The organism is Streptosporangium sp. NPDC049078, assembly GCF_040648855.1.
GTDB lineage: Bacteria > Actinomycetota > Actinomycetes > Streptosporangiales > Streptosporangiaceae > Streptosporangium.
The window spans coordinates 1-25,477 of the sequence record NZ_JBEZEL010000023.1 but is presented as its reverse complement, the minus strand read 5'-3'; the positions used below and the strand labels follow the sequence as shown (position 1 = coordinate 25,477).

General features: G+C 70.6%; 23 protein-coding genes. 14 read left to right on the top strand and 9 right to left on the bottom strand.

Going from position 1 to position 25,477, the window contains the following annotated elements; translation table 11 throughout:
* Positions 1-113: 113 nt before the first annotated feature.
* On the bottom strand, positions 114-1,307 hold the full coding sequence (locus AB0B90_RS32995) for an ROK family transcriptional regulator (protein WP_362926262.1): 1,194 nt from the start codon (positions 1,305-1,307) through the stop codon (positions 114-116).
* 78 nt (positions 1,308-1,385) lie between these two features.
* Here AB0B90_RS32995 and xylA point away from each other — a divergent pair, with 78 nt between their 5' ends.
* The 6 genes from xylA to AB0B90_RS32965 all read left to right on the top strand — a co-directional run bounded on the left by xylA (position 1,386) and on the right by AB0B90_RS32965 (position 8,436).
* The gene (xylA, locus tag AB0B90_RS32990; protein WP_350942357.1) at positions 1,386-2,537 is read left to right on the top strand and encodes a xylose isomerase; all 1,152 of its coding nucleotides are present in this window, start codon (positions 1,386-1,388) and stop codon (positions 2,535-2,537) included.
* On the top strand, positions 2,534-3,916 hold the full coding sequence (xylB, locus tag AB0B90_RS32985; protein ID WP_362903899.1) for a xylulokinase: 1,383 nt from the start codon (positions 2,534-2,536) through the stop codon (positions 3,914-3,916). The genes xylA and xylB overlap by 4 nt, the downstream gene beginning before the upstream one ends.
* Positions 3,917-4,380: 464 nt before the next feature.
* Positions 4,381-5,031, top strand: coding sequence for a DUF998 domain-containing protein (locus AB0B90_RS32980; RefSeq protein WP_362926261.1), 651 nt, complete (start codon positions 4,381-4,383; stop codon positions 5,029-5,031).
* Positions 5,032-5,170: 139 nt separating this feature from the next.
* A complete protein-coding gene (locus AB0B90_RS32975) occupies positions 5,171-7,417 on the top strand; it encodes an ATP-binding protein (protein ID WP_362926260.1) in 2,247 nt (748 codons plus the stop codon).
* Positions 7,418-7,675: 258 nt separating this feature from the next.
* Positions 7,676-8,065, top strand: a complete 390-nt coding sequence (locus AB0B90_RS32970; protein ID WP_350942366.1) for a roadblock/LC7 domain-containing protein — start codon at positions 7,676-7,678, stop codon at positions 8,063-8,065.
* A complete protein-coding gene (locus AB0B90_RS32965) occupies positions 8,062-8,436 on the top strand; it encodes a DUF742 domain-containing protein (protein WP_350942368.1) in 375 nt (124 codons plus the stop codon). The genes AB0B90_RS32970 and AB0B90_RS32965 overlap by 4 nt, the downstream gene beginning before the upstream one ends.
* An 81-nt stretch (positions 8,437-8,517) precedes the next feature.
* Here the strand turns inward: AB0B90_RS32965 and AB0B90_RS32960 are convergent, their stop codons facing one another.
* From AB0B90_RS32960 to AB0B90_RS32945, 4 genes are all read right to left on the bottom strand, one after another.
* The gene (locus AB0B90_RS32960; protein ID WP_350942370.1) at positions 8,518-9,093 is read right to left on the bottom strand and encodes an ATP/GTP-binding protein; all 576 of its coding nucleotides are present in this window, start codon (positions 9,091-9,093) and stop codon (positions 8,518-8,520) included.
* Positions 9,074-9,421, bottom strand: coding sequence for a DUF742 domain-containing protein (locus tag AB0B90_RS32955; protein WP_350942372.1), 348 nt, complete (start codon positions 9,419-9,421; stop codon positions 9,074-9,076). The genes AB0B90_RS32960 and AB0B90_RS32955 overlap by 20 nt, the downstream gene beginning before the upstream one ends.
* Positions 9,422-9,488: 67 nt before the next feature.
* A complete protein-coding gene (locus AB0B90_RS32950; protein ID WP_344914882.1) occupies positions 9,489-9,896 on the bottom strand; it encodes a roadblock/LC7 domain-containing protein in 408 nt (135 codons plus the stop codon).
* The gene (locus tag AB0B90_RS32945; protein WP_362926259.1) at positions 9,893-12,442 is read right to left on the bottom strand and encodes a nitrate- and nitrite sensing domain-containing protein; all 2,550 of its coding nucleotides are present in this window, start codon (positions 12,440-12,442) and stop codon (positions 9,893-9,895) included. The genes AB0B90_RS32950 and AB0B90_RS32945 overlap by 4 nt, the downstream gene beginning before the upstream one ends.
* A 120-nt stretch (positions 12,443-12,562) precedes the next feature.
* Between AB0B90_RS32945 and AB0B90_RS32940 the strand changes: the two genes are divergently transcribed.
* On the top strand, positions 12,563-13,369 hold the full coding sequence (locus tag AB0B90_RS32940; protein WP_350942376.1) for an SDR family NAD(P)-dependent oxidoreductase: 807 nt from the start codon (positions 12,563-12,565) through the stop codon (positions 13,367-13,369).
* A 266-nt stretch (positions 13,370-13,635) separates the two neighbouring features.
* On the top strand, positions 13,636-14,664 hold the full coding sequence (locus tag AB0B90_RS32935; RefSeq protein ID WP_362926258.1) for an acyltransferase family protein: 1,029 nt from the start codon (positions 13,636-13,638) through the stop codon (positions 14,662-14,664).
* Positions 14,665-14,761: 97 nt separating this feature from the next.
* Here the strand turns inward: AB0B90_RS32935 and AB0B90_RS32930 are convergent, their stop codons facing one another.
* Positions 14,762-16,786 carry an NAD(P)-binding protein gene (locus tag AB0B90_RS32930; protein WP_362926257.1) on the bottom strand — a complete coding sequence of 675 codons (2,025 nt, stop codon included), beginning with the start codon at positions 16,784-16,786 and terminating at the stop codon, positions 14,762-14,764.
* Between the two features lie 448 nt (positions 16,787-17,234).
* Here AB0B90_RS32930 and AB0B90_RS32925 point away from each other — a divergent pair, with 448 nt between their 5' ends.
* From AB0B90_RS32925 to AB0B90_RS32905, 5 genes are all read left to right on the top strand, one after another.
* Positions 17,235-17,462, top strand: coding sequence for a hypothetical protein (locus AB0B90_RS32925; RefSeq protein ID WP_362903885.1), 228 nt, complete (start codon positions 17,235-17,237; stop codon positions 17,460-17,462).
* 48 nt (positions 17,463-17,510) lie between these two features.
* A complete protein-coding gene (locus tag AB0B90_RS32920) occupies positions 17,511-19,163 on the top strand; it encodes an SPFH domain-containing protein (RefSeq protein ID WP_362926256.1) in 1,653 nt (550 codons plus the stop codon).
* A 381-nt stretch (positions 19,164-19,544) separates the two neighbouring features.
* On the top strand, positions 19,545-19,817 hold the full coding sequence (locus AB0B90_RS32915) for a GlsB/YeaQ/YmgE family stress response membrane protein (RefSeq protein WP_350942387.1): 273 nt from the start codon (positions 19,545-19,547) through the stop codon (positions 19,815-19,817).
* 503 nt (positions 19,818-20,320) lie between these two features.
* A complete protein-coding gene (locus AB0B90_RS32910) occupies positions 20,321-20,908 on the top strand; it encodes a helix-turn-helix domain-containing protein (protein ID WP_350942388.1) in 588 nt (195 codons plus the stop codon).
* 25 nt (positions 20,909-20,933) lie between these two features.
* Positions 20,934-21,524, top strand: a complete 591-nt coding sequence (locus AB0B90_RS32905) for a dihydrofolate reductase family protein (protein ID WP_362926255.1) — start codon at positions 20,934-20,936, stop codon at positions 21,522-21,524.
* Positions 21,525-21,690: 166 nt separating this feature from the next.
* Here AB0B90_RS32905 and AB0B90_RS32900 read toward each other — a convergent pair whose 3' ends face one another.
* From AB0B90_RS32900 to AB0B90_RS32890, 3 genes are all read right to left on the bottom strand, one after another.
* Positions 21,691-22,155, bottom strand: coding sequence for a hypothetical protein (locus AB0B90_RS32900; protein WP_362926254.1), 465 nt, complete (start codon positions 22,153-22,155; stop codon positions 21,691-21,693).
* A 38-nt stretch (positions 22,156-22,193) separates the two neighbouring features.
* Positions 22,194-23,441 carry a DUF418 domain-containing protein gene (locus AB0B90_RS32895; RefSeq protein ID WP_362926253.1) on the bottom strand — a complete coding sequence of 416 codons (1,248 nt, stop codon included), beginning with the start codon at positions 23,439-23,441 and terminating at the stop codon, positions 22,194-22,196.
* A 345-nt stretch (positions 23,442-23,786) separates the two neighbouring features.
* Positions 23,787-24,356: a CGNR zinc finger domain-containing protein gene (locus AB0B90_RS32890; RefSeq protein ID WP_350942392.1), complete on the bottom strand. Its 570-nt coding sequence runs from the start codon at positions 24,354-24,356 to the stop codon at positions 23,787-23,789.
* 72 nt (positions 24,357-24,428) lie between these two features.
* Here AB0B90_RS32890 and AB0B90_RS32885 point away from each other — a divergent pair, with 72 nt between their 5' ends.
* Positions 24,429-25,184, top strand: coding sequence for a class I SAM-dependent methyltransferase (locus tag AB0B90_RS32885; RefSeq protein WP_350942393.1), 756 nt, complete (start codon positions 24,429-24,431; stop codon positions 25,182-25,184).
* Positions 25,185-25,477: the final 293 nt, after the last annotated feature.

Here is a 25,477-nt window from a genome sequence, read left to right as displayed (position 1 = left end):
GCACAACCAGGGGCCGCCCGCAGGGGCGGACACGACCAGGCGGCCCATCGGAACGCGGATGGTCTTTCTCAACGAGGGGAGATGGGAGAAACGCGGGGAGGGGAGAAAAGTGCTCAACCGCGAGGTGCGCGGGAGTCGAGGTCGGGGGCGGGGGTGGCGAGGTGGATCCAGGGGTCGGCGATGACCCGGTGGATGACCTGGCCCGCGGCGCCCAGGGTGGCGGCGTCGCCGCCGAGGCGGGAGACGGTCAGCTCGGGGACGGCGCGGCGCATCACGCCCAGTCGCGAGGTCATCGTCTCGTGCGTGGTGCCTCGGATCCATGGGAACAGCGGGGCGAACACCCCGCCCAGCACGATGGTCCCCGGGTCCATCAGGTGCACGGCGGAGGTGAGGGCGACGCCGAGCGCCTGGCCGGCGCGTTCGCAGGCCTCCAGCGAGGCGGGCTCGCCCGCTTGGAGGCGCTCCAGCAGGGTGGTCACCCCGTCGGGGACCCCGGCGAGTCCGGCGGCCCTCAGCAGCGCGTCCTGTCCGGCGTACTGCTCCAGGCATCCCCGGCCGCCGCAACGGCAGGCGGGGCCTTCGGGGGAGACGACCACGTGGCCGAGTTCCCCGGCGAGGCCGCTGGCGCCGCGGAACAGGGTCCCGCCGACCACCAGGCCCGCGCCGATGCCGATCTCCCCCGACACGTGCAGGAAGTCGCCGGGGACGGAGCCGAACCAGCGCTCTCCCAGGGCGGCGAGGTTGGCCTCGTTGTCCAGCGTGACGGGGAAGTTCAGCAGCTCGGAGACGCGGACGTCGTGCCAGCCGAGGTTGGGGGCCGTGTGGACGAGCCCGTCCTCCACAGGGCCGGGGACCGCGAGGGTCGATCCGGCGATGGTGAGGCCCTCCGCGTGAGCTTCCTCCACAGCCCTGTGGGCAAGTTGTTCCAGGTGGGACAGGGTTTCCACAGGCGAGACACTGCGGTTGTCCACAGCCTGTGTATATCTGAGCCGCACCGCGAGGGTGAGATCGACCACACAGGCGGACAGGTAGTCGACGTTGATCTCCAGGCCGAGCGCGGCGACCCGCTGCCCGCTGAGCGCGACGGCCGTGCCGGGCCGTCCCCGCTCGCCGTCCCTGAGCGCGCCGGACTCGGCGACCATGCCCGCCTCGATCAGGTCGCCGACCATCTTCGACACCGTGGTCTTGGTCAGCCCGGTGATCTCGGCCAGTGCGGCCCGGCTGATCGGACCGCTTCTGCGTACCTCGCTGAGGACCACACCCAGGTTGCGGGCGCGCATCGAATTGTGGCGTACAGCCTGTGTCATGGAGCATCCACCTCTTGACGATCCCACCACCTCGATCCATATTAAGTCCATAAAGTGGATTAAATCGGAGGAACGCAGATGAGCGCCTACACCCCCAAGCCCGAAGACCGCTTCACTTTCGGGCTGTGGACCGTCGGCTGGCAGGCCCGCGACCCCTTCGGGGACGCGTCCAGGGCCCCGTTGGACCCGGTGGAGAGCGTCCACCGGCTCGCCGAGCTCGGCGCGTACGGCGTCACCTTCCACGACGACGACCTCCTCGCCGTCGAGCCCGACCGTGACAGGGCCATCGCGAACTTCAAGAAGGCGCTGGCCGAGACCGGGCTCAAGGTTCCGATGGCCACCACGAACCTGTTCACCCACCCCGTCTTCAAGGACGGCGGATTCACCAGCAACGACCGCGACGTCCGCCGCTACGCGCTGCGCAAGGTCATCCGCAACGTCGACCTCGCCGCCGAGCTCGGCGCGACCACCTACGTCTGCTGGGGCGGGCGCGAGGGCGCCGAGTCCGGGGCCGCCAAGGACATCAAGGCCGCGCTCAGCCGCTACAAGGAGGGCATGGACCTGCTCACCTCGTACGTGATCGAGCAGGGCTACGACATCAGGTTCGCCATCGAGCCCAAGCCGAACGAGCCCCGGGGCGACATCCTGCTCCCGACCATCGGCCACGCCCTCGCGTTCATCAACGAGCTTGAGCACTCCGAGCGCGTCGGCCTCAACCCCGAGGTGGGCCACGAGGAGATGGCCGGGCTCAACTTCGCGCACGGCATCGCGCAGGCGCTCTGGCACGGCAAGCTCTTCCACATCGACCTGAACGGCCAGCACGGTCCCCGCTACGACCAGGACCTGATCTTCGGCCACGGCGACGTGAAGAACGCCTTCTTCCTGGTCGACCTGCTGGAGAACGGCGGCTACGACGGCCCCAGGCACTTCGACTACAAGCCGCTGCGCACCGAGGACTCCGAGGACGTCTGGGTCTCCGCCGCGGCCAACATGCGCACGTACCTGATCCTGAAGGAGAAGGTGGCGGCGTTCCGCGCCGACCCCGAGGTCGCCGAGGCGCTCGCCGCGAGCAGGGTCGCCGAGCTCTCCGAGCCGACGCTCGCCCCCGGCGAGACGATCGCCGACCTGAACCGCGACGAGTTCGACCTCGACGCGGTGGCGGCGCGCGGCTTCCACTTCACGCGCCTCAACCAGCTCGCGATGGACTACCTCCTCGGAGTCCGCGGATGACACTGGTGGCCGGGGTCGACTCGTCGACCCAGAGCTGCAAGGTGGTGATCAGGGACGCCCGCACGGGCGCCCTGGTCCGCCAGGGACGCGCGACCCACCCCGAGGGCACCGAGGTCGACCCCGAGGCGTGGTGGCAGGCGCTCCAGGAGGCGCTGGCACAGGCGGGCGGGCTGGACGGCGTCGAGGCGATGAGCATCGGCGCGCAGCAGCACGGCATGGTCTGCCTGGACGAGTCCGGCGAGGTCGTCAGGAAGGCGCTGCTGTGGAACGACACCCGTTCCGCCGGAGCCGCCGCCGACCTGGTGAAGGAGCTGGGCGGCCCCGAGGTCTGGGCCGAGGCGGTCGGCAGCGTGCCGGTCGCGTCGTTCACGGTGACCAAGCTCCGCTGGCTGGCCGAGCACGAGCCGGAGTCCGCCCACCGTACGGCGAGGGTGTGCCTGCCGCACGACTGGCTCACCTGGCGGCTGGGTGGGGAGTTCGTCACCGACAGAGGTGACGCGTCGGGCACCGGCTACTGGTCGCCCGCGACCGGCGCCTACCGGACCGACCTCCTCCAGGGGGCCTTCGGCACCCTACCGGGCCTGCCCGAGGTGCTGGGTCCCCGCGACTCCGCGGGCGAGGTACGGCCCGCGGCCGGTGTCCCCGGTGCGAACGCGGTGCGGCTCGCGCCGGGTACGGGCGACAACATGGCGGCGGCCCTCGGGGTCGGCGCCCTGCCCGGGGACGTGGTGGTGTCGATCGGGACGTCCGGGACGGCCTTCGCGGTCGCCGAGAGCCCGATCGCCGACCCGACCGGTTCCGTGGCCGGGTTCGCCGACGCCACGGGGCGGTTCCTCCCGCTGGTGGCCACGCTCAACGCCGCCAGGGTGCTCGACGCCGCCGCGCGGGTGCTCGGGGTCGGTCTGGACGAGCTCGGCAGGCTGGCGCTCGAAGCGCCCTCGGGGGCCGGAGGACTTGTCCACGTCCCCTACCTGGAGGGCGAGCGCACCCCGAACCTGCCCACCGCCACGGGCTCGCTGCACGGGCTGACGCTGGCCACCTCCACCCCGGCGCACCTCGCCAGGGCGGCGGTGGAGGGCATGCTCTGCCATCTCGCCGACGCCTTCGACGCCCTCGGGCTCGACCCGGCCAGGGTGCTGCTCATCGGCGGAGGCGCGAAGTCCGAGGCCGTACGACGGATCGCCCCCGCGGTCTTCGGGCGGCCGGTGGTCGTCCCCGAGCCGGGGGAGTACGTCGCCGACGGTGCGGCGAGGCAGGCCGCCTGGCTGCTCGGCGGCGACGAGCCGCCGGCCTGGGAGGCGGGCAAGGTCGAGCACTACGAGGCCGATCCCGCGCCCGAGGTCAGGGCACGCTACGCCGAGGTCCGCGGCCTCGGCTGAGACACGGACACGGCGACCACACGGTCGTGGCCCCCACCACACGACCGTGACTGCTCCCACCGCGCGGATCCGCGGTGGAGCAGCCGATACGGGTACGCGGTTCGCGCCGCGTACCGCGAGGATCCACGGCCGCGTAGCCGGACACGGGGCACGCGGCCGTGGTTCACACCGCGAGGATCCGCGAGGATCCGCGAGGATCCGCGACAGTGCGGCCGGATGCGGGCGCACCGACGCGGATCGCACGGGACGGTTCGCCGCCTCCGAACAGGAGGCGGCGAACCGCGTACCGGGACCGCGTACCGGGACCGCGTACCGGGACCGCGTACCGGGACCGCGTACCGGGACCGCGTACCGGGACCGCGTACCGGGACCGTTTCGGGGCGAGGGCTCTCAGGGGCGCCTCAGGGTCGGATCAGGGATGCCGCCGGATGTCTGAAACGTCCGCCGGCGGACAGTCTTAGCGCATGCTCGCGTCGAAGAGGCTCCACCCCCTGATCGCATGTGCCGCGATCGTCGTCGCCGTCGTGGCCGCCGTCACGGGACTGACCGAACCGGTCCTCTCCCCGAACCCGCTCGATCTGACGATCGGTGAGTACGCCGCCCTGGACCGCACCGGAGCCGCCGGGCTCGCGATGGCGGCGCTGGGGATCGCGGCCTTCGCGGTGGTCGCCGGGCTGCGGGCCGTGGGGGCGCCGGTGGACGCCTTGGCCGAACGGCTGATGCTGGCCTGGGGCGCGGGGCTCGTCGTCCTCGCGGTGTTGCCCGCCGCGCTTCCCGCCACGGGGACGGACCTGATCGCCCAGACGTACCGCTACCTGTCGGTCGCCGTGCTGGCGGCGGTGCCCGCGGCGGGTGGCCTGACGGTGGCGCGGTTCGCCGAGGACGAGCGGTGGCGGCAGACGGCCAGGCCGGTGGAGTGGCTCACGCTGGCCGGGGGTTTCGGGCTGCTGGCGCTCGTCTACGTGATGCTTCCCGGGCAGGGGATGTTCGTCGGTCTCGTCGAGTGGTCGCTGCTCGGCGCCGAGGTCGCGCTGGTCGGAGTGCTCGCCGTCCGGCTCGCGCGGCTGACGTGGGCGCGGGGCGCCGCTCACGCCTCACGCGCCGCCCTCGGCTGACTCATTCACTTCTGGAAACTCTTTCATCACATGTCACGAATAGGCTACAAATAGGGGGAGCCGCCAGTGCTATTGTCGTCGGCGATCTAGAGATTGCCCGGTCTCCCCGGGCGCTCCGAGAGCAAGCCGTTGAGGTGACATGGCAGCGAGCAGGTCCATCCGGTTCAAGGTCTCGGTGCTGTTGGTCATCCCCCTCGTCTCACTGGTCGGGGTGTGGGGCTTCGCGGCGGCCGTGACGGTCGGCGACTCGATGAGCCTGCTCTCCCTCAGCACGCTGTACGACGCCGTGGGCAAGCCCGCCGGAGAGCTCGGCGCGGCGGTCCAGCGTGAGCACCTCCTGTCGGCCGACTACCTGGCCACCCGCTCCGCCGCGGACCGCGACACCCTCGCGAGCCAGCGCCTCGTCACCGACCAGGCCCGTGACCGCCTGCGCCGGCAGACGACCGTCGGGGTGGCGCAGGCGGCGATGTCCGACGAGATGAAGGCGCGCCACGCCGAGCTGATGCGCCAGGTGGACGGGCTCGACGCGATCCGCGCCAGGATCGACACCGGGCGGATCGGCCCGGTGGGCCTCACCGAGGAGTTCGGCCGGGTGCCCGACGCCCTGCGCCGGCTTTTCAACACCCTGAGCCTCAGCAACGACCTCCCGCTCTACCGCCAGTCGCGGGGCATCACGATGATCAACCAGGCCGTGGACGTGCTCAACCGCGAGCGGGCGCTCGTCGCGGGCCCGCTCGCGCTCGGAACCCCGATGACGGCGAGCGAGGCGAGGCTGTTCGCCAAGCTCGCCGGAAACCGGGCCTTCCTCATGGAGCAGGCGCTCCCCGACCTCTCCCCAGAGCTGCGCGCCCCCTTCTCCGAGCTGATCGCCTCCTCGGCGTACGCCCGCTTCACCGACCTGGAGAACCGCCTGCTCTCCGGCGTCTCCGAGGTGTCGTCCGCCGCCTGGCGCTCCGTCGGGGACGAGGTGGACGCCTCCTACCGGCGCTCCCTCGCGGGGGCCGTCCCCCTGCTGGTCGAGCAGGCCACGCCCGTGGCCGTCGGCGTCTTCGTCCGAGCCGGCGTCGTCGGGGTGCTCGGCCTCGTCGCGGTCATCGCGTCGGTGCTGGTCTCGTACCGGATCGGCAGCGGGATCACCAGGGAGCTCGCCGACGTGCGGGGGGCCGCCGCCGACCTGGCGCAGGTGCGGCTCCCGAGGGTGATGGAGAAGCTGCGCCGCGGCGACAGGGTGGACGTGGAGGCGGAGGCGCCCGCGCTGAAGCCGTCGGGCAGTACGACGGAGGTCCACGACGTCGCCGCCGCCTTCAACAGCGTCCAGCGCAGCGCCCTGGACGCCGCGGTGGAGCAGGCCAGGCTGCGCGAGGGCGTCTCGCAGGCGTTCCGCAACCTCGCCCGCCGGAGCCAGTCGCTGCTGCAGCGCCAGCTCAAGCTGCTCGACGGCATGCAGAAGCAGGCCGAGGATCCCATCGCGCTGGACAACCTCTTCAGGCTCGACCACCTCACCACCCGCATGCGCCGCCACGCCGAGGGTCTGGTGATCCTGTCCGGCGGGGCGGCGGGCCGCAAGTGGCGTTCGGCGGTGCCGATGGAGGACGTGCTGCGCGGGGCGGCCGCCCAGGTCGAGGACTACACCCGGGTGCTGATCTACCCGACGGGCGGCACCACCCTGATCGGCAACGCCGCCGCGGACATGATGCACCTGTTCGCCGAGATCCTGGAGAACGCCACCGTCTTCTCCCCGCCGGCCAGCCCGGTCTCGGTACGGGGCGAGCTCGTCGCGCGAGGCTTCGCGGTCGAGATCGAGGACAGGGGACTCGGGCTGACCGACGAGAAGCTCGCCGCGATCAACGAGCGCCTGGCCAGCCCGCCGGAGTTCGACCCCGCCGACACCGACCGGCTGGGTTTCGCGGTGGTCGGCCTGCTGGCCGCCAGGTACGGGGTCGAGGTGACGTTGCGCGCCTCGCCGTACGGCGGCACGGGTGTGGTCGTCCTCATTCCCGAGAACCTGCTCGGCGACCCCGAGCCCGTCGAGGAGCCGCCGGTTCTCACCGTCATCGGCGCCCGGCCCGAGTCGGCGGAGCGGCGCTCGGAGATCGTCGTGGAGCGGGTGGACCGGACCGGTGACTCCGGCGAGGTCCCGATCCCCGCGGACCTGTGGCAGCCGGGGCGGCGCGGTGCCGACGGCCTGCCCCGCCGGGTGCGGCAGGCGAACATGCCGCCGCGCCAGGCGCGGGAGCCCCGCTCGTCGGAGAGCGCGCCCGGCTCGGCGTCCGGTTCGGAGGTCGAGGAACGGTCGCCCGAGGAGGCGAGGGCGCTGATGAGCGCCCTGCAGTCCGGCTGGCAGCGCGGACGCGCCGACGACGAGGACGGCGGTGCCGATCGATGAGGCGGGAGCGCGGGAGCGGAGCCGCGGGATCGGGTTCGCGGAGCCCCGCCCGGAGGTCTCGGGCGCGTCAGGGCGACGCCGGTGTGAGTGAAGTCGCGCCGGTTCGAATGCTTGGGAGTCACGCCGGTGTGAGCGAAGTCGCGCCGGTTCGGGTGCTTCGGAGTCACGCCGGTGGGAACGGATCGGCGAGAACGGATTTACCGAGCCGGTGGGGGCCGGCGGCAGGCGAGACCATCGCAGGGGAAGGGGTTTGACCACGTGCCGGGTGAGCTTCATTGGCTTCTGGATGACTTCGTCACGAGTGTGGCGGACGTCTCGCACGCACTGATCCTGTCCAACGACGGGTTGATGATGGCCTCGTCCCGAGCGTTGAGCAAGGAGGACGCCGAGCACCTGTCCGCGGTCGCCTCCGGCTTCCAGAGCCTCGCCAAGGGCACCAGCCTGCAGTTCGGCGGGGGCAGCGTGCGCCAGACGATGGTGGAGATGGACTCCGCGTTCCTGTTCGTCACCTCCGCGGGCCAGGGGAGCTGCCTCTCGGTCCTGACCACCGGTGCCGCGGACGTGGGTCTGGTCGCCTACGAGATGGCCCGCCTGGTCACCCGCGTCGGCCAACATCTGGCCACAAGCCCCCGGGTGGGGGGCCTGTGAAGGACGACGTCGAGTGGGTCGACGAGGAGGCGGGTCCCGTCGTCCGCCCCTACGCGATGACCGGCGGACGCACCCGGGCGTCGTCCTCATCCTCGCTCGACATGCTCGCCGTGGCGGTGGCGACCGGAGCGCCGGTCGCCTCGGGGGCGAATCTGGGCTCCGAGCACCGGCGGCTGCTCAACCTGGTCAAACGGGCACGCCCGATCGTGGAGATCGCCTCGGACGCGGGCCTGCCCATCGGCGTGATCAGGGTTCTCCTGGGCGACCTGCTGGACCAGGGCCTGATCCTGGTACGGTCGCCGCTTCCCGCCGCCTCCATGCCCCCGGAGAACCTCCTGAGGGAGCTGATCAGCGGCCTGCGCGCCCTGTGACGCCCTCCGCCCTCCGGCCCTGAGCGCCCGAGCCGGCGCCCGGCCCCGCCACGGGGGCCGGTTGCACCTCGTCCGGCTTTCTCAGCTCTGGCTGGCCGTCAGCACCCTCAGCGAGTGCTCCACGAGCGTCACGAGCACCGTCTTCGCCGAGACGCGGCGCCGCACGTCGCAGAGCAGCACCGGCACGTCCACGTCGAGGTCCAGGGCGACGCGCACCTCCTCGGCGTCGTGCCGCTCGGCGCCGTCGAAGCAGTTGACGGCCACGATGAACGGCGTGCCGCGCTGTTCGAAGTAGTCGATCGAGGGGAAGCAGTCGGTCAGCCGCCGGGTGTCGGCGAGCACCACGGCACCCAGCGCGCCGTAGGACAGCTCGTCCCACATGAACCAGAAACGCTCCTGGCCGGGGGTGCCGAACAGGTAGACGACCAGCCCCTCCCTGATCGTGATGCGGCCGAAGTCCATCGCGACCGTGGTGGTGGTCTTGCCCTCGACGCCGTCGACGTCGTCGATGCCGATACCGCGGTCGGAGAGGACCTCCTCGGTGCGGAGCGGCCGGATCTCGCTGATGGCGCCCACGAGCGTGGTCTTGCCAACTCCGAAGCCACCCGCGATGAGTATCTTGAGGGCGACGGGTTCGTCAGAGGGCCCGAAGTCCATTGATCACTTCCTTGAGAATGCGCTCGCTCGCGGAGGCGCGCCCGATCGAGATGAGCTTGTGGTCCTGCAGGTCGCCGAGCAGGACCCGCACCACGCCGAGCGGCAGGTTGAGGTCCGAGGCGACGTCGGCGACCGAGGTCGGAGTGGTGACCATGGCGAGGATGCGTTCCTGTTCGGGGCTTGGGACGAACCCCCCGGTGGGAGCGCCACGGGTCGAGGTGACCATCGCGACCAGGTCCAGCTTGTCACCGGAGGAACGGGTGCGACCCCCGATGAGGGCGTACGGCCGGACGATGGGCCCGGCGTCCTCGTCCATCCAGTGGGTCATCCAGGCCTCCGGTACCGGGCTCGGGGATCCAGCGGTCCGCTGAAGACGCGGCCGACCGCTCCCCCCCTCATGAGAGACCTTGGCGTGGGTTGGTGGAGATGTGCTGGCCGACCCGCTTGACCAGCATCGCCATCTCGTACGCGATGTGACCGACGTCGGCGTCGGAACTGCTCAGCACGGCCAGGCAGGTGCCCTGCCCGGCGGCGGTGACGAACAGGAACGCCGACTCCATCTCCACGATGGTCTGGCGCACATCGCCTCCGCCGAAGTGACGTCCCGCCCCGCGCGCCAGGCTCTGGAACCCGGCGGCGACCGCGGACAGATGCTCGGCGTCCTCGCGCAGGAGCCCCTTCGAGAATCCGACGGCGAGCCCGTCGGTGGAGAGGATCACCGCCTGGCGCACCGCACCCACCCTGGTGGTCAAGTCGTCGAGGAGCCAGTTCAGCTCGCCGGTGTTGGTCAATTTTCCGGTCACTTGTCCCCCTTATCGCCTGTCGTATGGTGCGCGAAGTCATTGTCCTGCTCCTCGCGACCGCGTCGAGACCCCGCCTGGAAGGCGGAGAACAACGCGCGGGCCTCCTCCGGCGAACGCTCCTCGTTCGGTTCCGCGCTCGGCTCGGGCTCGGCGGGCCCGGTGGACTCCGCCTCCTGGCGGAGCTGAGGCGCCAGGTTCGCCTGCCGGATCCTGCGGGGCAGGCCGCCCGGCCCCTTGGGGGCCTGTGTGGCCGTCTGGCGCGTCGGACGGCCGTTGCCGCCCTTTTCCCCGGCGGGGGCCTCCCGGGGCGTCTCGTGGGACTCACGGGGCTCCTGAGGTGCCCCTCGGGGCGACGCCGTGGGAGGCGTCTCGCGTGAGGCCGTGTCCCGGCCGGTGTCCCAGCCCGTATCCCAGCCCGTCTCCCATCCGGGCTCCTGGCCCGCGGGCGGGGACGGTGTGCGGTCGGGCAGGTCCGACACCACGCTGAGAGAGGGGGCCGCGGGCTGCTCGGGCTGGGGCGGCCTCGGGGAGGTCTGCCTGTTCCTGCGCGGGAGTCCGTTGCCGCCGGCCGGAGGTGCGAGCGCTCCCGGCTGGGCGGGGACGTACGGCTCCGCCTGGCGTCCGGTGCCGCGCTCGGCGGGGGACGTCCGCTCCGCGGTGAGGGCGAGTGGCGGGTCCTGCTGGGCGATCACCGAGCGGGGGATGAGGACGATGGCCGTGGTACCGCCGAACGGCGAGCCGCGCAGGATGACCTGGATGCCGTGCCGCGAGGCGAGCTGGCCCACCACGAACAGGCCGAGCCTGTCGCTGTCCGCCAGGTCGAACTCCGGCGGGTTGGCGAGCCGCTCGTTGATCGCCTCGTACTCCGCGAGGCTCAGGCCCAGGCCACGGTCCTCGACCTCGACGGCGAACCCGTTGGCCACGACGTCGCCGCGCACGGTCACCGCGGTCTGCGGCGGCGAGAAGATCGTGGCGTTCTCGATCAGTTCGGCCACCAGGTGGGTGATGTCGGCGACCGCGGCTCCGTCGAGCGAGATGTCGGGCACCGGCGTCACGCTGACCCGGGTGTAGTCCTCGACCTCGGCGATCGCGGCCCGCAGTACGTCGATCACCGGTACCGGCTTGCGCCACGACCGGCCGGGGGCGGCGCCGGACAGGATGATCAGGCCCTCCGCGTGCCGCCGCATGCGGGTGGTGAGGTGGTCCAGCCGGAACAGGTCCTGAAGGCTGTCGGGGTCGGTCGCCCGGCGCTGCATGCTGTCGAGCAGGGTGAGCTGGCGGTGCAGCAGGCTCTGCTTGCGCCTGGCCAGGTTCACGAAGACCTGGCTGACACCGCGCCGCAGGTTGGCCTGGCCGACGGCGGCCTCCACGGCGGTGCGCTGCACCGAGCCGAACGCGTGGGCCACGTCGTGCACCTCGGTCGAGCCGCCCGCCTGGATCGGCGGCGCCTCGGCACGTACGTCGACCTCCTCGCCGCGCCGCAGGCGGTCCACGACGTGGGGGAGCCGCACCTCCGCCAGATCCAGGGCGGCCGAACGGAGCCCGGCCAGCTCGGCGGCGAGACGGCGGCCGAAGCGGACCGAGATGATGATCGACGCGACCACCGCGATCAGGCCGACGCCACCGGCGATCACGATCCGGGCCAGGACACCGGTGGCGACCCCCTGCGCCCGGTCCGCCAGGGCTTCGGCGGCGGCGAGGTTGACCTTGTCGAGCCAGGTCGTGAGCGCGTTCGTGGTCGCCTTCCACGCGCTCGCCTCGGAGGGAAGCCGGTCGCCGGCCGAGGCGATGATGACCTTCTCCAGGTCGGTGAACTTCTCGAAGGTGGCGGAGGCGAAGGTGTCGCGGTACTGCGTGCCCAGCTCGGGATCCAGCGCGGCCGCGCCCCGGTTGTGCAGGAAGCGCCGGGTGGCGACGTACTCGCCGAAGGCCCTGCGCTCCTCATCCGACAGCCGCTTGTCGATCAGCGCCCCGCTGATCAGCGCGTTCTCCCTCGCGATCATCTCGTAGGCGTTGCCCATCCCCTGCATGGCCGAGGCCTGCTGGAAGATCGAGAGATCGGGCAGCGCGACCATCTGGTCGTACACCAGGAAGACCGAGTCGAGGATCTGGTTGTAGTTCGACAGCGCGCCCAGCCGCGTGTGCTGTCCGCTGTCGACGCCCGAGCGGATGCTGGGGAGCCTTTCGAGCCTGCGGACCAGCTCGCTCAGTGAGTTGTTCAGTTCCGGGCTGCCGGAATCCTCGGCCGCGGCCGCCTTGAACGCGCCGACCGCCTGGTCGGTGCGGGCGCGCTGCTCACCCATCCCGCTCGTGAGGACCCGGGAGCTGATCGCCACCGACGCCAGGGTCCGCTCGGCCTGGAGCTGCAGGCCCAGGTCCGTGGAGGTGACGCCCACCGTCTGGTACACGGTGTTCGACCTCAGCAGCGCGAGGCCGTCACCGACGGTGAGGTTGAGCACGAAGCCCCACAGCGCGCTCAACGACAACAGAGGCAGGAGCAGCAGCGAGAAAATCTTGAACCGAATCGAGCGGTTTCTAGAGCCCATGTCCACTCGTCCCAACCTCTGAGCGTGTGGAGGCCCGTGCCGCATTAGGGGTGATTACGCCTCCGGAAGATCGCACAGGAGACTAGCACCGAATAGGGTTTTTGCGCAGTGGAGGATCCGATGATTAGTGTGATTACCGGGGCTAGTGCCGGAATTGGTGCTGCTGCCGCGGTGGAGCTCGCGAGGCGCGGGCAGACCGTAGTTCTGGTCGGCCGTAATCCCGACAAGACGGCTCGGGTGGCAGAAAGGGTGCGGGAGGTCTCCGGGGTGCTCCCGGATACGTTTACCTGCGATTACACCCTTTTGGATGATGTGCGTAGTTTGGCAGCCGAACTGCTCTCCCGCTACGACCGGATTGACATCCTCGTCAACAACGCGGGGGTCATGACGACCGAGCGCACGTTCACGCGCGACGGCCACGAGACGATGATCCAGGTCAACCACCTCGCCCCCTTCCTGCTGACGAACCTGCTGCTCGAACGGGTCACCGGGCGGGTGATCACGACCAGTTCCCGCGCGGGCAAGACCGGGGGACTCGATCCCTCCGACCTCAACCGCGAACGGCGGCGCTGGAGCGGCTGGCTCCAGTACGGGGACACCAAACAGGCGGGAGCCCTGTTCACCGTGGAACTCGCCCGCCGCCTCCAGGACACCGAGGTGACCGCGACCTGCTTCCACCCCGGCGTGATCAAGACCGAGTTCGCCCCGTCGACGTTCATGATGTGGATGGTGAAGAACATCCCCGGCATGGGGCAGACCGTCGAGGAGGGGGCGAGCACCATGGTCCACCTCGCCACCCATCCGGACGGCGCCGCCCACCCCGGCCGCTACTTCGCCAAGAGCGCCCCCGCCGCCGTTCCGAAGAGGATGAGCGACCCCGCACTCGCCCGCGCCCTCTGGGACGCCAGCGCCGCCGCCGTCGCGTAACCGCCCACCCCCACGCGGCCCTCCCGACGGGCGGCCGCGCCACGCCCCACGACGTCGCGACCTGACCTCGCGACGGGCGGGTTCACGCCCCAAGGTGTCGCGCGGGCGTGCCCACGACGTACGTCCTCGCGTGCACGGCGGGGATGTGGTCGAGGGAAGAACGGCAAGACGGTGGGCCGCACGTCCTCGCGTACGCGGCGGGGATTTCCCCGCGCGTCACCGGGCGTTCGCCGGGTGTTGGGCGGGTCCGGTTACGGTCCCGGGCTGTGAGCGTCGCAACCCCGCTGCGGGCCGCCCTCCCGCCCGCCACGGCGAGGGACCCGTTCTTCGACAACGCCAAGTTCCTCGCGATCACCCTGGTCGTGTCCGGCCACCTGATCGAGGACCTGCGGGACGTTCCGGTCGCGCATGCCGCCTACTTCTTCGTGTACACGTTCCACATGCCGCTGTTCATCGTGCTCAGCGGCTACCTGTCACGAAATTTCACCTTCTCGTCCGGCAAGGCGCGCAAGCTGATCAGCACCCTCGCCGTCCCGTACGTGATCTTCGAGCTGATCTACTCGCTGCCGCGCCTCTTCCTGTACGGCAAGCTCGACATCAGCCTCCTCGACCCGTACTACCTGACCTGGTTCCTGATGTCGCTGTTCCTGTGGCGGCTGTCCACGCCGGTCTGGCAGCAACTGCGATGGCCGCTCGTGGTCGCGGTCGGGCTGTCGCTGCTGTCGGGGATGAGCAGGCTCCCCGACGAGCTGTCGATGAACCGCACCCTCGGCCTGCTCCCGTTCTACGTACTCGGGCTCATGCTGCGGCCCGAGCACTTCGAACGGCTCAGGAGGCGGTGGGTCCGGGCCGCGGGCGCGGTCACCCTCGCCGCAGGCGCGGCGCTCGCGCTCGCCACGCACACCGTGGTGAAGACCGAGTGGATCCGCTGGCGGCACGCCAACGACGCGATCGGGGTGGACGACCTCACCGGCAGCCTGATCCGCCTGGGCATGCTGGCGGCGGGGGCGGTGCTCGTCGCGGCGTTCCTCGCGGTCACCCCCTCCGTGCGCACCTGGTACTCGGGGCTCGGCATGGCGACCATGTACGCCTACCTCCTCCACGGCCTGGTGGTGAAGGTCGCCGAGCGGTTCTACGGCGACTGGGCGCAGACCGTGCCCGGGGTGACGGCCGTGGCGCTCTTCGGGGTCGGGCTCGCCGCCCTGCTGTGTACGGCGCCGGTGCGGCGCGTCACCCACTGGGCGGTCGAGCCCAGCATGAGCTGGGCCTTCACCAAACTGAGAAAGCCGGGCTGAGAGAACCAGGTTGAGAAAGCCTGGCTGAGCGGCCCTTCCGATCGAAACCGACCGACCACGACCGACCGACCCCGAGGCCGGAGCGGAGACGCCGGAGTCAGGCCAGGATCGGTCCGGAGGAAGGGCCGGAAGGGCCGGAAGGGCGCGAGGGTCCGTCCTGCAGCTCCGCGACCGCGCGGTAGGCGGCGGTGACGGCCGCGTCGGCGCGGGCGGCCGGAACGGAGTCGGAGTTGGCGATCGCGATCCGGCCGTGTGTCCTGCGGGCGACGGCCGCAGGAGGGGTTCCGTCGGGGTAGAAGTCGAGGTCCCACGGGGTGGCGTACTCCGGCGCGTAGCCGTGTCCCCACCGGTTGACCGTGATCGCCTCGATGTCACGGGCCGCGTCGAAGCCACCGGGCCCCAGCAACCGGGTGAGCTGGTCGCGGATGCTGTACTCCAGGTGCTCGTACGGCGTCTCGATCAGGGCGTACCGCCCGGCGACCGAGCCCTGCGCGGGGGACACACCGGGCGTGACGGGCGTGCCGACCAGGTGCGCGGTGATCGGCTCCTCGGGCCTCCTCGGACACCTGTAGGCGCCGACGTCCGCCGGGTCGTCGAGCTCGGCCACGCACCAGCGGGCGCCGGTGAACCGGGCGCGCCTGATCCCCATCCTCCGCCAGGCCCGCCAGTCGCGGAGCTGGACCGTCGCGTACAGCAGGGGCACCTTGACCGCCCGCCCCAGGGCCGTCCGCTGCTCGGGCGGGAGGTCGTCGACCAGGTAGGGGATCATCGAGTTCCAGCAGGCCATGATCACACCGCCCGCCCGTACGGTTCTCACCCGCTCGCCGTCGAAGTAGCCGACCGTGGCGCCGCCGGCCGTGCCGGCGGGGCCGTCGTTGGCGGCGGAGACGACCGGGCTGGACAGCCGTACGCGGACCCGGTTGCCCGGCCGGTCGAGCACGCCGTAGTCGAAGCTCGCGGTGGTGATGTCCTTCACGCCGAAGGCCGTCGCGAAGCCGGGGATCATGCGGGCGGCCATCATCCTGACGATCGCCTGGTTGCCCTCGGGGAAGCGCCAGGCGCGCGGTGCGCCCGCGTCCCACTCCTTGATCACGGTCGGGGAGTTGTACCTGGACGGCTTGGACCTGTCGAGCCCGAGCCCCTGGAACCCCGGGTACCGGTGCTCGTCGGCGCTGCCCCAGGCGTCGATCGCGCCGAAGGCGTCGGAGCCGTAGGCCCACTCGTCGCTCGGCATGGTCCTGACGAACGCCAGCACGTCCGGGTGGACGCCGCAGACGTCCCTGAGGAAGCCCGAGTAGGTCAGCCGGGCCAGCCGCGCCTGTTTCTCCTCGGCGGACAGGCCGGGAAACCAGTCGGGCGGATCGCCGTACAGCATGAGCAGGTCCCGTCTGGCCCGCTCGGCGACGGGCAGCTCGGCGATCCACTCGGGAGCGCTCCTGCCGGGCCCGAGCACGACGAGCCTCTCCGCGCCTCCGGCGGGGAACGCCTCCCGGTCGCAGAAGACGCCGTCGTGCATCCCCAGGCTCGCGTACGGCTCCCGGCCCGAGGGTTCCCCGAGCCCTTCCGGGTGGACGCCCAGTTTGGCGAGCAGGTCCTTGCCCTCGGGAGTCCACGCCGACGGGTGCCGCATCGACCGCGAGCCGCCGTACGCGACCAGCGGCCCCTTCCTGGCCGCCGGGCGGAACTCGTTGCGCAGGGCGTGCCCGCCGATGTCGTCGTGGTTGTCGAGGATGAGGATCCGCGCGCCGGGCTCGCGCTCCAGCCATCGGTGGGCCGCGCTGAGGCCGCTGATCCCCGCGCCGACCACGACCAGGTCGTAGTGCTCGCCGGTGGGTTCCGGGGTGCCGACGTACGGCCAGAAGCGCCGGTCGCGGAGGGCGTGGGGCACGCTCAGCGCCTCCGCGGTGTCGCCGCGCAACCCCGTGAGGGACGGCGGACAGGAGAGCTCCAGATCCTCCGGAAGCGCGGAGTGGGTCTCTTCCCGACCGGTCCCGGGCAGCGAGCACGCCGCCGCGACGCCGGTGGCCGTGATCACCCCATCGAAGAAGTCCCGGCGGGAGATGATCCGGTCCATGCCGAGTTCCAGGGCCTTACGTGGATTGATCTCGTGAGGATCTGTCATGGGGCGATCATCACGATGTGAATGGATCGGTGGGGCCGCCTCGCTGCGTTTTCGGGAAGTTTTTACCCGGGCCATTAACGCGCTGTCGCGACATGTCCCACATGAGAGTCATGTCGTGGCGACCGGGAATTAAGTGGGGAGATGGGGCCTTGGCCGATCCGATCCGGGAAAAGCCGCGAGTGGCCCGATACGCGCCCCACGCCGTCACCGGCCGATCCCGCTCATTCTCGCTGCTCCAGGCTCTCCGAGGGCGCTCCGGGCGCCCTCCCGACGACTCCGCGAGGCGGGGAAGGCATGCCATCCGGATTGTCGGATAATCCATAACCATATGGCCATTCGACTTGTTACTCGGATAAAGTGAAGCGAGGGATCCGGCGCCTCCATGTCGCCGGGTGGCGAGGCGCGGCACGCGGGGGCGGCCTCCGTGCCTTCATATTCGCTTTTCCCTTTGACCGATGTCGCGGGGGAGTATCACGTGGTCGGTAAGCACGGAAGAGTCACGGGACGGATCGGCCCCGGCCTGGTCGGGGAGGTGATGGTGGAGGTCCGCGGGGGCGTCGAGGCGTTCTACGCCCACCCGACGGTCCCGGACGAGGAGATCGCCCCGTCGTCGATCGTGGTGGTCGTCGAGTTCTTCCCGCCGCGCACGATCTACGTCGCCCGCGCGCTCCCCTGATCCGCCCCGCTCCCCGAATCTGATCTCCCCCACACCGCGGAGGCCGAGATGCCCACGGAGTACCTCGTCATAGGGGGCCTCGCCCTCGTCGCCCTTCTCGTCATCACCCTGCTCTTCAAATCCGTCTGGCGGGTGGCGGAGCCCAACGAGGCGCTGATCATCTCCGGCCTCGGTGCCCGGGGTAGCTCCGCGGTCGCCGACAGCCTCGGATTCAAGATCGTCACCGGCAAGGGCACCGCCGTGCTCCCCGGCTTCCAGACCGCGCGCCGCCTGCGCCTGGACAGCCGCGCCACCAACCTCCAGGTCTCCTGCGTCACCCAGCAGGGCATCCCGGTGGTCGTACGAGGCGTCGTCATCTACAAGGTCGGCGACGACCTGCACTCGATCGCCAACTCGGCCCGGCGCTTCCTGGACCAGCAGGATTCGATGAACGGTGCCATTCACGAGCTGTTCACCGGCCACCTGCGCTCGATCATCGGCAACCTCACGGTGGAGGACCTCATCCTCAACCGCGAACGGCTGACCGGCGAGACCCGCGCCTCGGCCGCCGACGAGATGATCAGGCTCGGTCTGATCGTCGACTCCCTGCAGATCCAGGAGATCGAGGACGGGACGGGCTACATCACCAACCTCGGCAAGCCGCACGCCGCCAGCATCGCCGCCGCGGCCCGCATCGCCGAGGCGCAGCGCGACCAGGAGGCCACCCAGGCCGAGCAGATCGCCGCGGCCAACAAGGCCGCGGCCTGGCGAGACGCGAAGATCAAGCAGGCGGTCTACCAGGCCGAGATCGACGAGGCCCAGGCCAGGTCCCGCCAGGCGGGGCCGCTCTCCGAGGCGTCCGCCCGGCAGGAGGTCGTCGTCCAGGAGACCCGGGCGGCCGAGCTCGAGGCCGCACTGGCCGAGCAACGGCTCCAGGCCCAGATCCGCAAGCCCGCGGACGCCAGGGCGTACGAGACCGTGACGGTCTCCCGGGCCGAGCGCGACGCCCGCATCGCCCAGGCCGAGGCCGAGGCGCGCGAGACCGAGCTCCGCGCCGCCGCGCAGGCGTCGCAGGTCAAGCAGGCCGCCGCGGCCGAGGCCGAGTCCGTGCGGCTGCGCGGTATCGCCACCGCGGAGGCGACGAAGGTCACCGGCTTCGGCGAGGCGGAGTCCGCGAGGGCCCGTGGCCTGGCCGCCGCCGACGCCTCCAAGGCGCAGGGGCTCGCGGAGGCCGAGGCCGCCAGGGCGAAGGGGCTGGCCGTCGCCGACGCGATCCGGGCCCGCGCCGAGGCGCTCGCCGAGAACCAGGAGGCGGTCATCGCCCAGCAGCTCGCCGAGAAGTGGCCCCAGATCGTCGAGGCGGGCGCGAAGGCCTTCGGCAACGTCGACCACATGGTCGTACTCAACGGCGCCCAGGGCGTCGAGGAGATGCTCGCCAAGGCCCTCACCCTCGGCGGCGCCGGCCTCGGCCTCGCCCGCTCCCTCCTGAGCACCGTCACCCCCGCCGCCCCCCTCGAAGCCGCCCCTCCTTCCGCCACGGCCAGAACCACCGGAACCACCGAGGCGAGCGAGGCCACAGAAACCGACGAAACCGATAGGACTCCGGCAACCGATGGGGCCACGGCAACCGATGGGGCCACCGCGACCGATGGAGCCGCCCTCTCAGAAAGATCGGAAAGAGGAGCCACGCCCCCGGAAAAACCTGTTGCCCTCGCCCCCTGACTCTCGGCGTCACGGTTCTTCGACGCCGAAGATGAGCGTTCCCCTCACCGTCGAAGAGCCGACTTCACCCCCTCCGAACCCCCTCTCCGAACCCCTCGCTTCGCCCCCTCTCCCCGATTTCTTCGACGGATTTCCCCGGCTGATCCCCACGGATGACAGATTTTTTCCGGGGATCCCCGTAGAAGACGGATGGGGGCCGTGTGGCTTTCGTGGCAGGTGAAGCCGGGTCTCCTCCACGGCGAATCGAGGGGAACGACCTGCCTGAGACCTCCGCGCAACGGATTCGTGACCCGCGGCCATTAATTCGGGGCACCCCGTTATGTGTTGTTCCTTTTTCCTAGGGCATACGCCTGGCAGCTGAGCAGACAGGGAGAGTGGAACATGACAGTCACCGGCATCATCACCGCCATTGTTATCGGCGCCATCATCGGTGCCCTGGGTCGGCTCGTCGTGCCCGGCAAGCAGTCCATCCCGATCTGGCTGACCATCGTCATCGGTATCGTCGCGGCCCTCATCGGTACCGCGATCGCCGGCGCGCTCGGGGTCGCTGCCACCTCAGGTATCGACTGGATCGAGCTGATGATCCAGGTCGCCCTTGCCGCGGTCGGCGTCATCCTGACGGTAAGCCTCTACGGCAGGCGAGGCGTCCGGTAATCCGTGATCCGGGGCGGCCGGATCTCCACGGGGAGACCCCGAGGAGATCCGGAGACCACCACCCCGGTTCACCCTCGACGGCCCCGCCCCGGATCTCTCCGGGGCGGGGCCGTTGCTGTCCGCCCGAACCCACCGTTTCCTGGAATTCACGACATCATGCTCATACGCTCCCAGTGCCGCCCGTACGGAGATCAAACCGCGGCCCGCGACCCCGGTTCCCCTTCGCCCGTACGCGGGAGGGCGACCGCACGCGCGCGGCCAGAGGGGCAGCCGAAGAAGACCCGCCCCCGTACACGGGAGGGCGACCGGGCGAGGGGCCCCGGTGAACGAGTACGAGGAGCCCGCGCTCGCACGCGGGAGGGCGACCGGTGAATGGGGAAAGGGGCCGCGGGCAAGAAGCGAGGCCCGAGGACCCGAGGCGGACCCGAGCCCTCCGACACCCCGATATCTCGGAAAAATGGGGCTTCCTTGACAATATAATTTGTCGGGGATAGTCTGCGGACATGCAGGACATCGCCGTGATCGAGGACTCCGCCGCCGCCGAGGTCTCGCTGGACCCCATCCGGGCCCGGTTGCTGGCCGAGCTGAGCGAGCCAGGCTCCGCGACCATGCTGGCGGCCAAGGTCGGCCTGCCCCGGCAGAAGGTCAACTACCACCTGAAGACGCTTGAGGCACACGGGCTCGTCGAGATGATCGAAGAGCGGCGCAAGGGCAACGTCAACGAGCGCATCATGCGGGCGACCGCGGCCTCGTACGTGATCTCCCCGACCGCGCTCTCCTCCGTCGAGCCCGACCCGGCGCGCTCACCCGACCAGCTCTCGGCGAGCTGGCTGCTGGCCGTCGCGGCCAGGCTGGTCCGCGACGTCGGGGCGCTCATCACCGGCGCCGCCAAAGCACGCAAGCGCGTCGCGACCTTCGCGATCGACGGCGAGGTGCGTTTCGCCTCGGCCGCCGACCGGGCCGAGTTCGCCAGGGAGCTCGCCGGGGCCGTCACGGCCCTGGTGTCCAAATATCACGACGAGTCCGCAGCGAAAGGCCGCGACCATCGGATCGTCGTCGCCCTTCACCCGAGCGTGAAGGAAACCCGTTGAGCCACCCCCTTCAAGGAGCGAATCCATGCGTATCGTGATCGTCGAGTTCATGAGCCTGGACGGCGTCGTGCAGGCGCCGGGCGGTCCCGAGGAGGACACCGACGGCGGCTTCGCCCACGGTGGCTGGTCCCACCCGTTCTTCGACCCCGAGGTGGTCGGCGGTGCCTTCGACGGCGCGCTGAGCGGAGCCGAGGCGCTGCTGTTCGGGCGCCGGACGTGGCAGACCATGGCCGCCGCGTGGCCGGGGCGAGCCGGCGACCCGTTCGCCGACCGGATGAACGCCATCCCGAAGTACGTCGTGTCCCTGACACTGGGCGACGGCGAGCTGACGTGGAACAACACCACCCGGATCCCCGGTGACGAGGCCGTCGCCCACCTCAGGAAGCTGCGCGAGACCGAGGGCGGCGACCTGGTGCTCATGGGAAGCCCCACCCTCGCCCGCACCCTCCTGAGCGAGGACCTGGTCGACGAGCTCCGGCTCATCGTCATGCCGGTGATCCTCGGCGGAGGCAAGACGATCTTCCCCGACGACGGCGGCCTGCGCACGTTCGAGCTGGTCTCCACGGTCACCAGCGAGGCGGGCACGAACGTGTGCGTCTACCGCCCGGCCGGCTGAATCCCCGGGACATCCCGGCAACCGGAAGGTGACCGGTGTTCGTCGGTGAGGATCGGCGAGCGGGGGCCCAGGCATCCGTGCTCTTTCCCGTGGGCGACACGAACCCGTGGCCGACACGGGTTTCCGAGAGGGGAAAACCCAGGGAGGCGGAAGCGTCGGGGCTCGGTCAGGTGGCCTCGTCCAACTGTTCGGCCAGTCGCTGCAGACCACCCTTGATGAGCTGCCCGTACTCGTCGTCACCGAGCGCGCCGATCGTGTCCCGCGCCTGCTGGAGGTGCTTGCGGGCGAGGTCGAGGTCGCCCAGCTTGCGATAACAGTCGCTCAGGTTGAGGTGCAACGACGGATACAGACCTGCCACGGAAATCGCCACCCCGGCCTGGGCCGCCTGCTCGTCGGTGACCAGGTCGGCGGCGGCGAGCGCTCGCAGATCCCACACCAGCTCCTCGCGCACGTCGTCCTGCACGTCGGCCATCGAGTGGGCGAGGACGCAGACATGCAGCGGTTCGCCTTTCTCGCCGCCGATGTCGTCCCAGATCTGCGCGAACAGCTCGCGAGCGGCGTCACGTCGACCTTTGTGGTGATGTAACTCCACCCCCTGGCCGATCCGGGTGAGCGTTGGGTCGGTGATCACGAGCGACTCCTTCACAGACGAGATAGCGACGTGCAAGCCTAACCGCCCGACACCGCCCGACGATCTTCGATTTTCCAACCCGTTCGGTATGTCAGCCGACGCAGGAGAACCTCGGCGGGCCCTCGCATGCCGCGACGCTCCAGGCCGTAGGCCACGACCACGGTGATCAGCCAGACGCCGAGCGCGTAGCCGGCCACGGAGGCGCTGTGCAGGTGAGCCCCGACCCCGAGGCCCCAGGCGGCCAGCACCGGGGCGCAGAGCAGCGATTGGGCGAGGTAGGCCGAGAGTGACCGCCTGCCCAGCGCGACCACCGCCGCGGACGCGAGGCCGGGACGTCGCCGACGCCCGAGCCGATGCCCGGCCAGTCCGAACGCCGCCGCGTAACCCAGCCCGGCGGGCAGGCCGGTAACCGTCTGGGACATCTCGAAAACGAACATCGACTCTTCCGGGACCCTCAGCACCCCCATGACCGCCGCCGCGTGCGGGAGCCCACCCAGCCAGCCGACGGCGATGCCGACGGCGGCGACGCGGCGCAACAGTGGCAGGTGCTCGCCCGGCTGTTCCAGGATCCGCCGCCGGGCCGCCCAGAAACCGAGGACGATCGCGACGGGCACGACGAGTCCCAGCAGGCCCTGGCCGACCACGACCATCGGCCAGAAGGCGAGGCGTCCCGACGCCGCGGCGAGCGGATCGCCCTCGGCACTGCCCGCAGCTCCCAAAGACAGATAACCGAAGATCTCAGGGGACGACTCCAAGCAGGCCCCCACCACACTGAGCAGGGTCTCCAGTATGAGGATGCCCGTGCCGATCGCGGCCCAGACGAGCAGCGTGCGATCCCTCCTGCGCAGGAACAGCCAGGACAGGAGAAACCCGGTCAGGCCGTACGCGCCAAGGATGTCCCCCTGCCACAGCAACGCCGCGTGCACGAACCCGAACAGGAACAACCACAGGCTGCGACGGCGCAGCAGTGCCGACACGGCCGACTCCGAGTGCCCGGCGGCCCGCTGGCGTGACAGGAGCTGCACCATGCCGTAGCCGAACAGGAACGCGAACATCGGATAGACCCGGAAGTCCACCCCGACGATGGCGACCACCTGGACGACCCGGTCCAGCGCCGAGCCTCCGGGCGGATGGATCGTGGTGGCCCGGATCTCTCGGCCCCACAGATACCAGGGAGTGTTCGCCACGGCGATGAGCAACAGCATGAAGCCACGGGCGAGATCGGGGGCGAGTGCGCGCTCGCCGTTCCGCACCGGGCCGCGGATCGGGGCGCTTCTAGTCGCCATGAGGGAGCGGACCTCCCGCCGCGCCGCCGTGGCCAAGCCTCAGCCGAGCCGGAAACCGTGCCGAACGGGCTGCTCCACCGGCAGCACGCACACATTCGACGAGCGGACACCAGGATGTCTGCGATTCTGTGATCACACAAAGTTACGATACAAAGACAGGCAGTAGGAATGGGTGTGATTCGCGAGAGTGGACGCCTCCTGAGCGGTCCTACCTCTGAACGACGGCCGACAGGCGTTCCGCCCGTCGACGACGATCGGTGATGCTGCCGGGGCCACCGTGGCCGGTCCTCGGTCCGCTCCCGGGGAACCGTTGCATCTGCTGGAGGGCCGGTCTCCGACCCGCCCTCACGAAACCCTGCCCCTGGCCCGGAAGGCCGTGGTCTTGACGCGGTTCTGGCAGGCGGTGCCGCAGAACCGGCGGGTGCCGTTGCGGGAGACGTCCACATAGACCCGGTCGCAGTGCGGCGCCGTACATACGCCGAGACGGTCGTGGTGCTCGCTCCCCAGCACGATCGCGAGCCCGGTGGCGCAACTCGCCGCCCAGTCGCCGGTCATGGTGCCGCCGGGGCCGTGGAAGTGCAGGTGCCACGGCTCTCCGTCGTGTCGTTCGAGCATCGGCCGGGCCCTGGTCTTCTCAAGAAGATCGTTGACCCGCAGGGCGGCGGCGTCGACGTCTCCTTTCGCGACGGCGTCGAAGACCACGCGCAGCCGGGCCGCGATCTCGGCGAGCTCGCCGGCCTCCACCTCGGTGACCTCCCGATGGCCCGGGTAGCCGGTGCGCAGGCCCTCCGTGGCGGCGGGAGCGAGATCACGCGGCGGCGAGAAGTCGCGGCCCCGCCTCTCTCCCGGCGTCAGTTCGTTGACCAACCCCACCGCCACGCGGACGATCGAATCGGTGTGACTGTTGAAATCCACTTGACCAGTCACATCCTCACGTTCTAGCTTGTAACTGTCATAAGCTTAGACGGCAGTCACAAGGAGACTATGGTGCTCACCCACGATGCCGCACTCGAGTGGATCGCACGCTGGGATCGTCAGCAGGAGGGCTACCTGCCCGACCGCGAAGAGCGCTTCACCGCGCTGATCGACGCCGTCGAGGCGACGGGCCGTCCCGATCCGCTCGTCATCGACCTCGGATGTGGACCGGGCTCGCTCTCCGCCCGCCTCCTGGAGCGGCTGCCCCAGGCGACGGTGATCGCGGTCGACGCCGACCCCCTGCTGCTCGGCCTCGGCCGGGCCGCCTACCCGCACCTCACCTTCCTCTCCCTCGACCTGCGCACCCCCGGATGGACCGGATCCCTCGGCCTGGACAGGCCGGCCGACGTCGCGGTGAGCACCACCGCACTGCACTGGATCTCCGGGCCCGATCTCCGGAAGATGTACGCCGAACTGGCGACCGTGCTGCGCCCGGGCGGGCTCCTGCTCAACGGCGACCACATGGAGACCGACGACACCACCCCGGCCATCGCCCGTCTCGAACGCGCCGTACAGGACCGGGAGACCCGGCGCGTGTTCGCCGACGGCCACCCCGAGGACTGGCGCCAGTGGTGGGACGCGATCGCCGCCGACCCCGCCTTCGCCGAACTCCACACCGCACGCACCACCGCGGGAGCCGACCACCACGGCTCGGAGTCCTCCCTGCTCTCCGAGCACGTCGACGCCCTGCGCGATGCCGGATTCGCCGAGATCGGCACCCTCTGGCAGCGCGGCAACAACCGCCTCCTCTGCGCCGTCCGCCACTGACCCGACCCCGACGCCCTCACGGCCGAGGGTGGAGAACGAGTGGTGAGCCAAGAGGACGAACCACGACGAGCCCGATGGACTCACGGCGAGCCCTCTGCGCTCCTTTCCGCACCGGCGCTTCAGCTACGGCGACGGACCCCTGTACGACCCCGTACGGATTGCTTCAGCGTCCCAGCGCACACCGGGCGGCCGGTAAGAAAGCGACTACGGCCCGCACCACCTACGGCGAGACGGGCCGTGTGCGGAGGTGGGCGGGTGTTCCGGGCGGCTTATAAAAATCCGTAACCAACGCG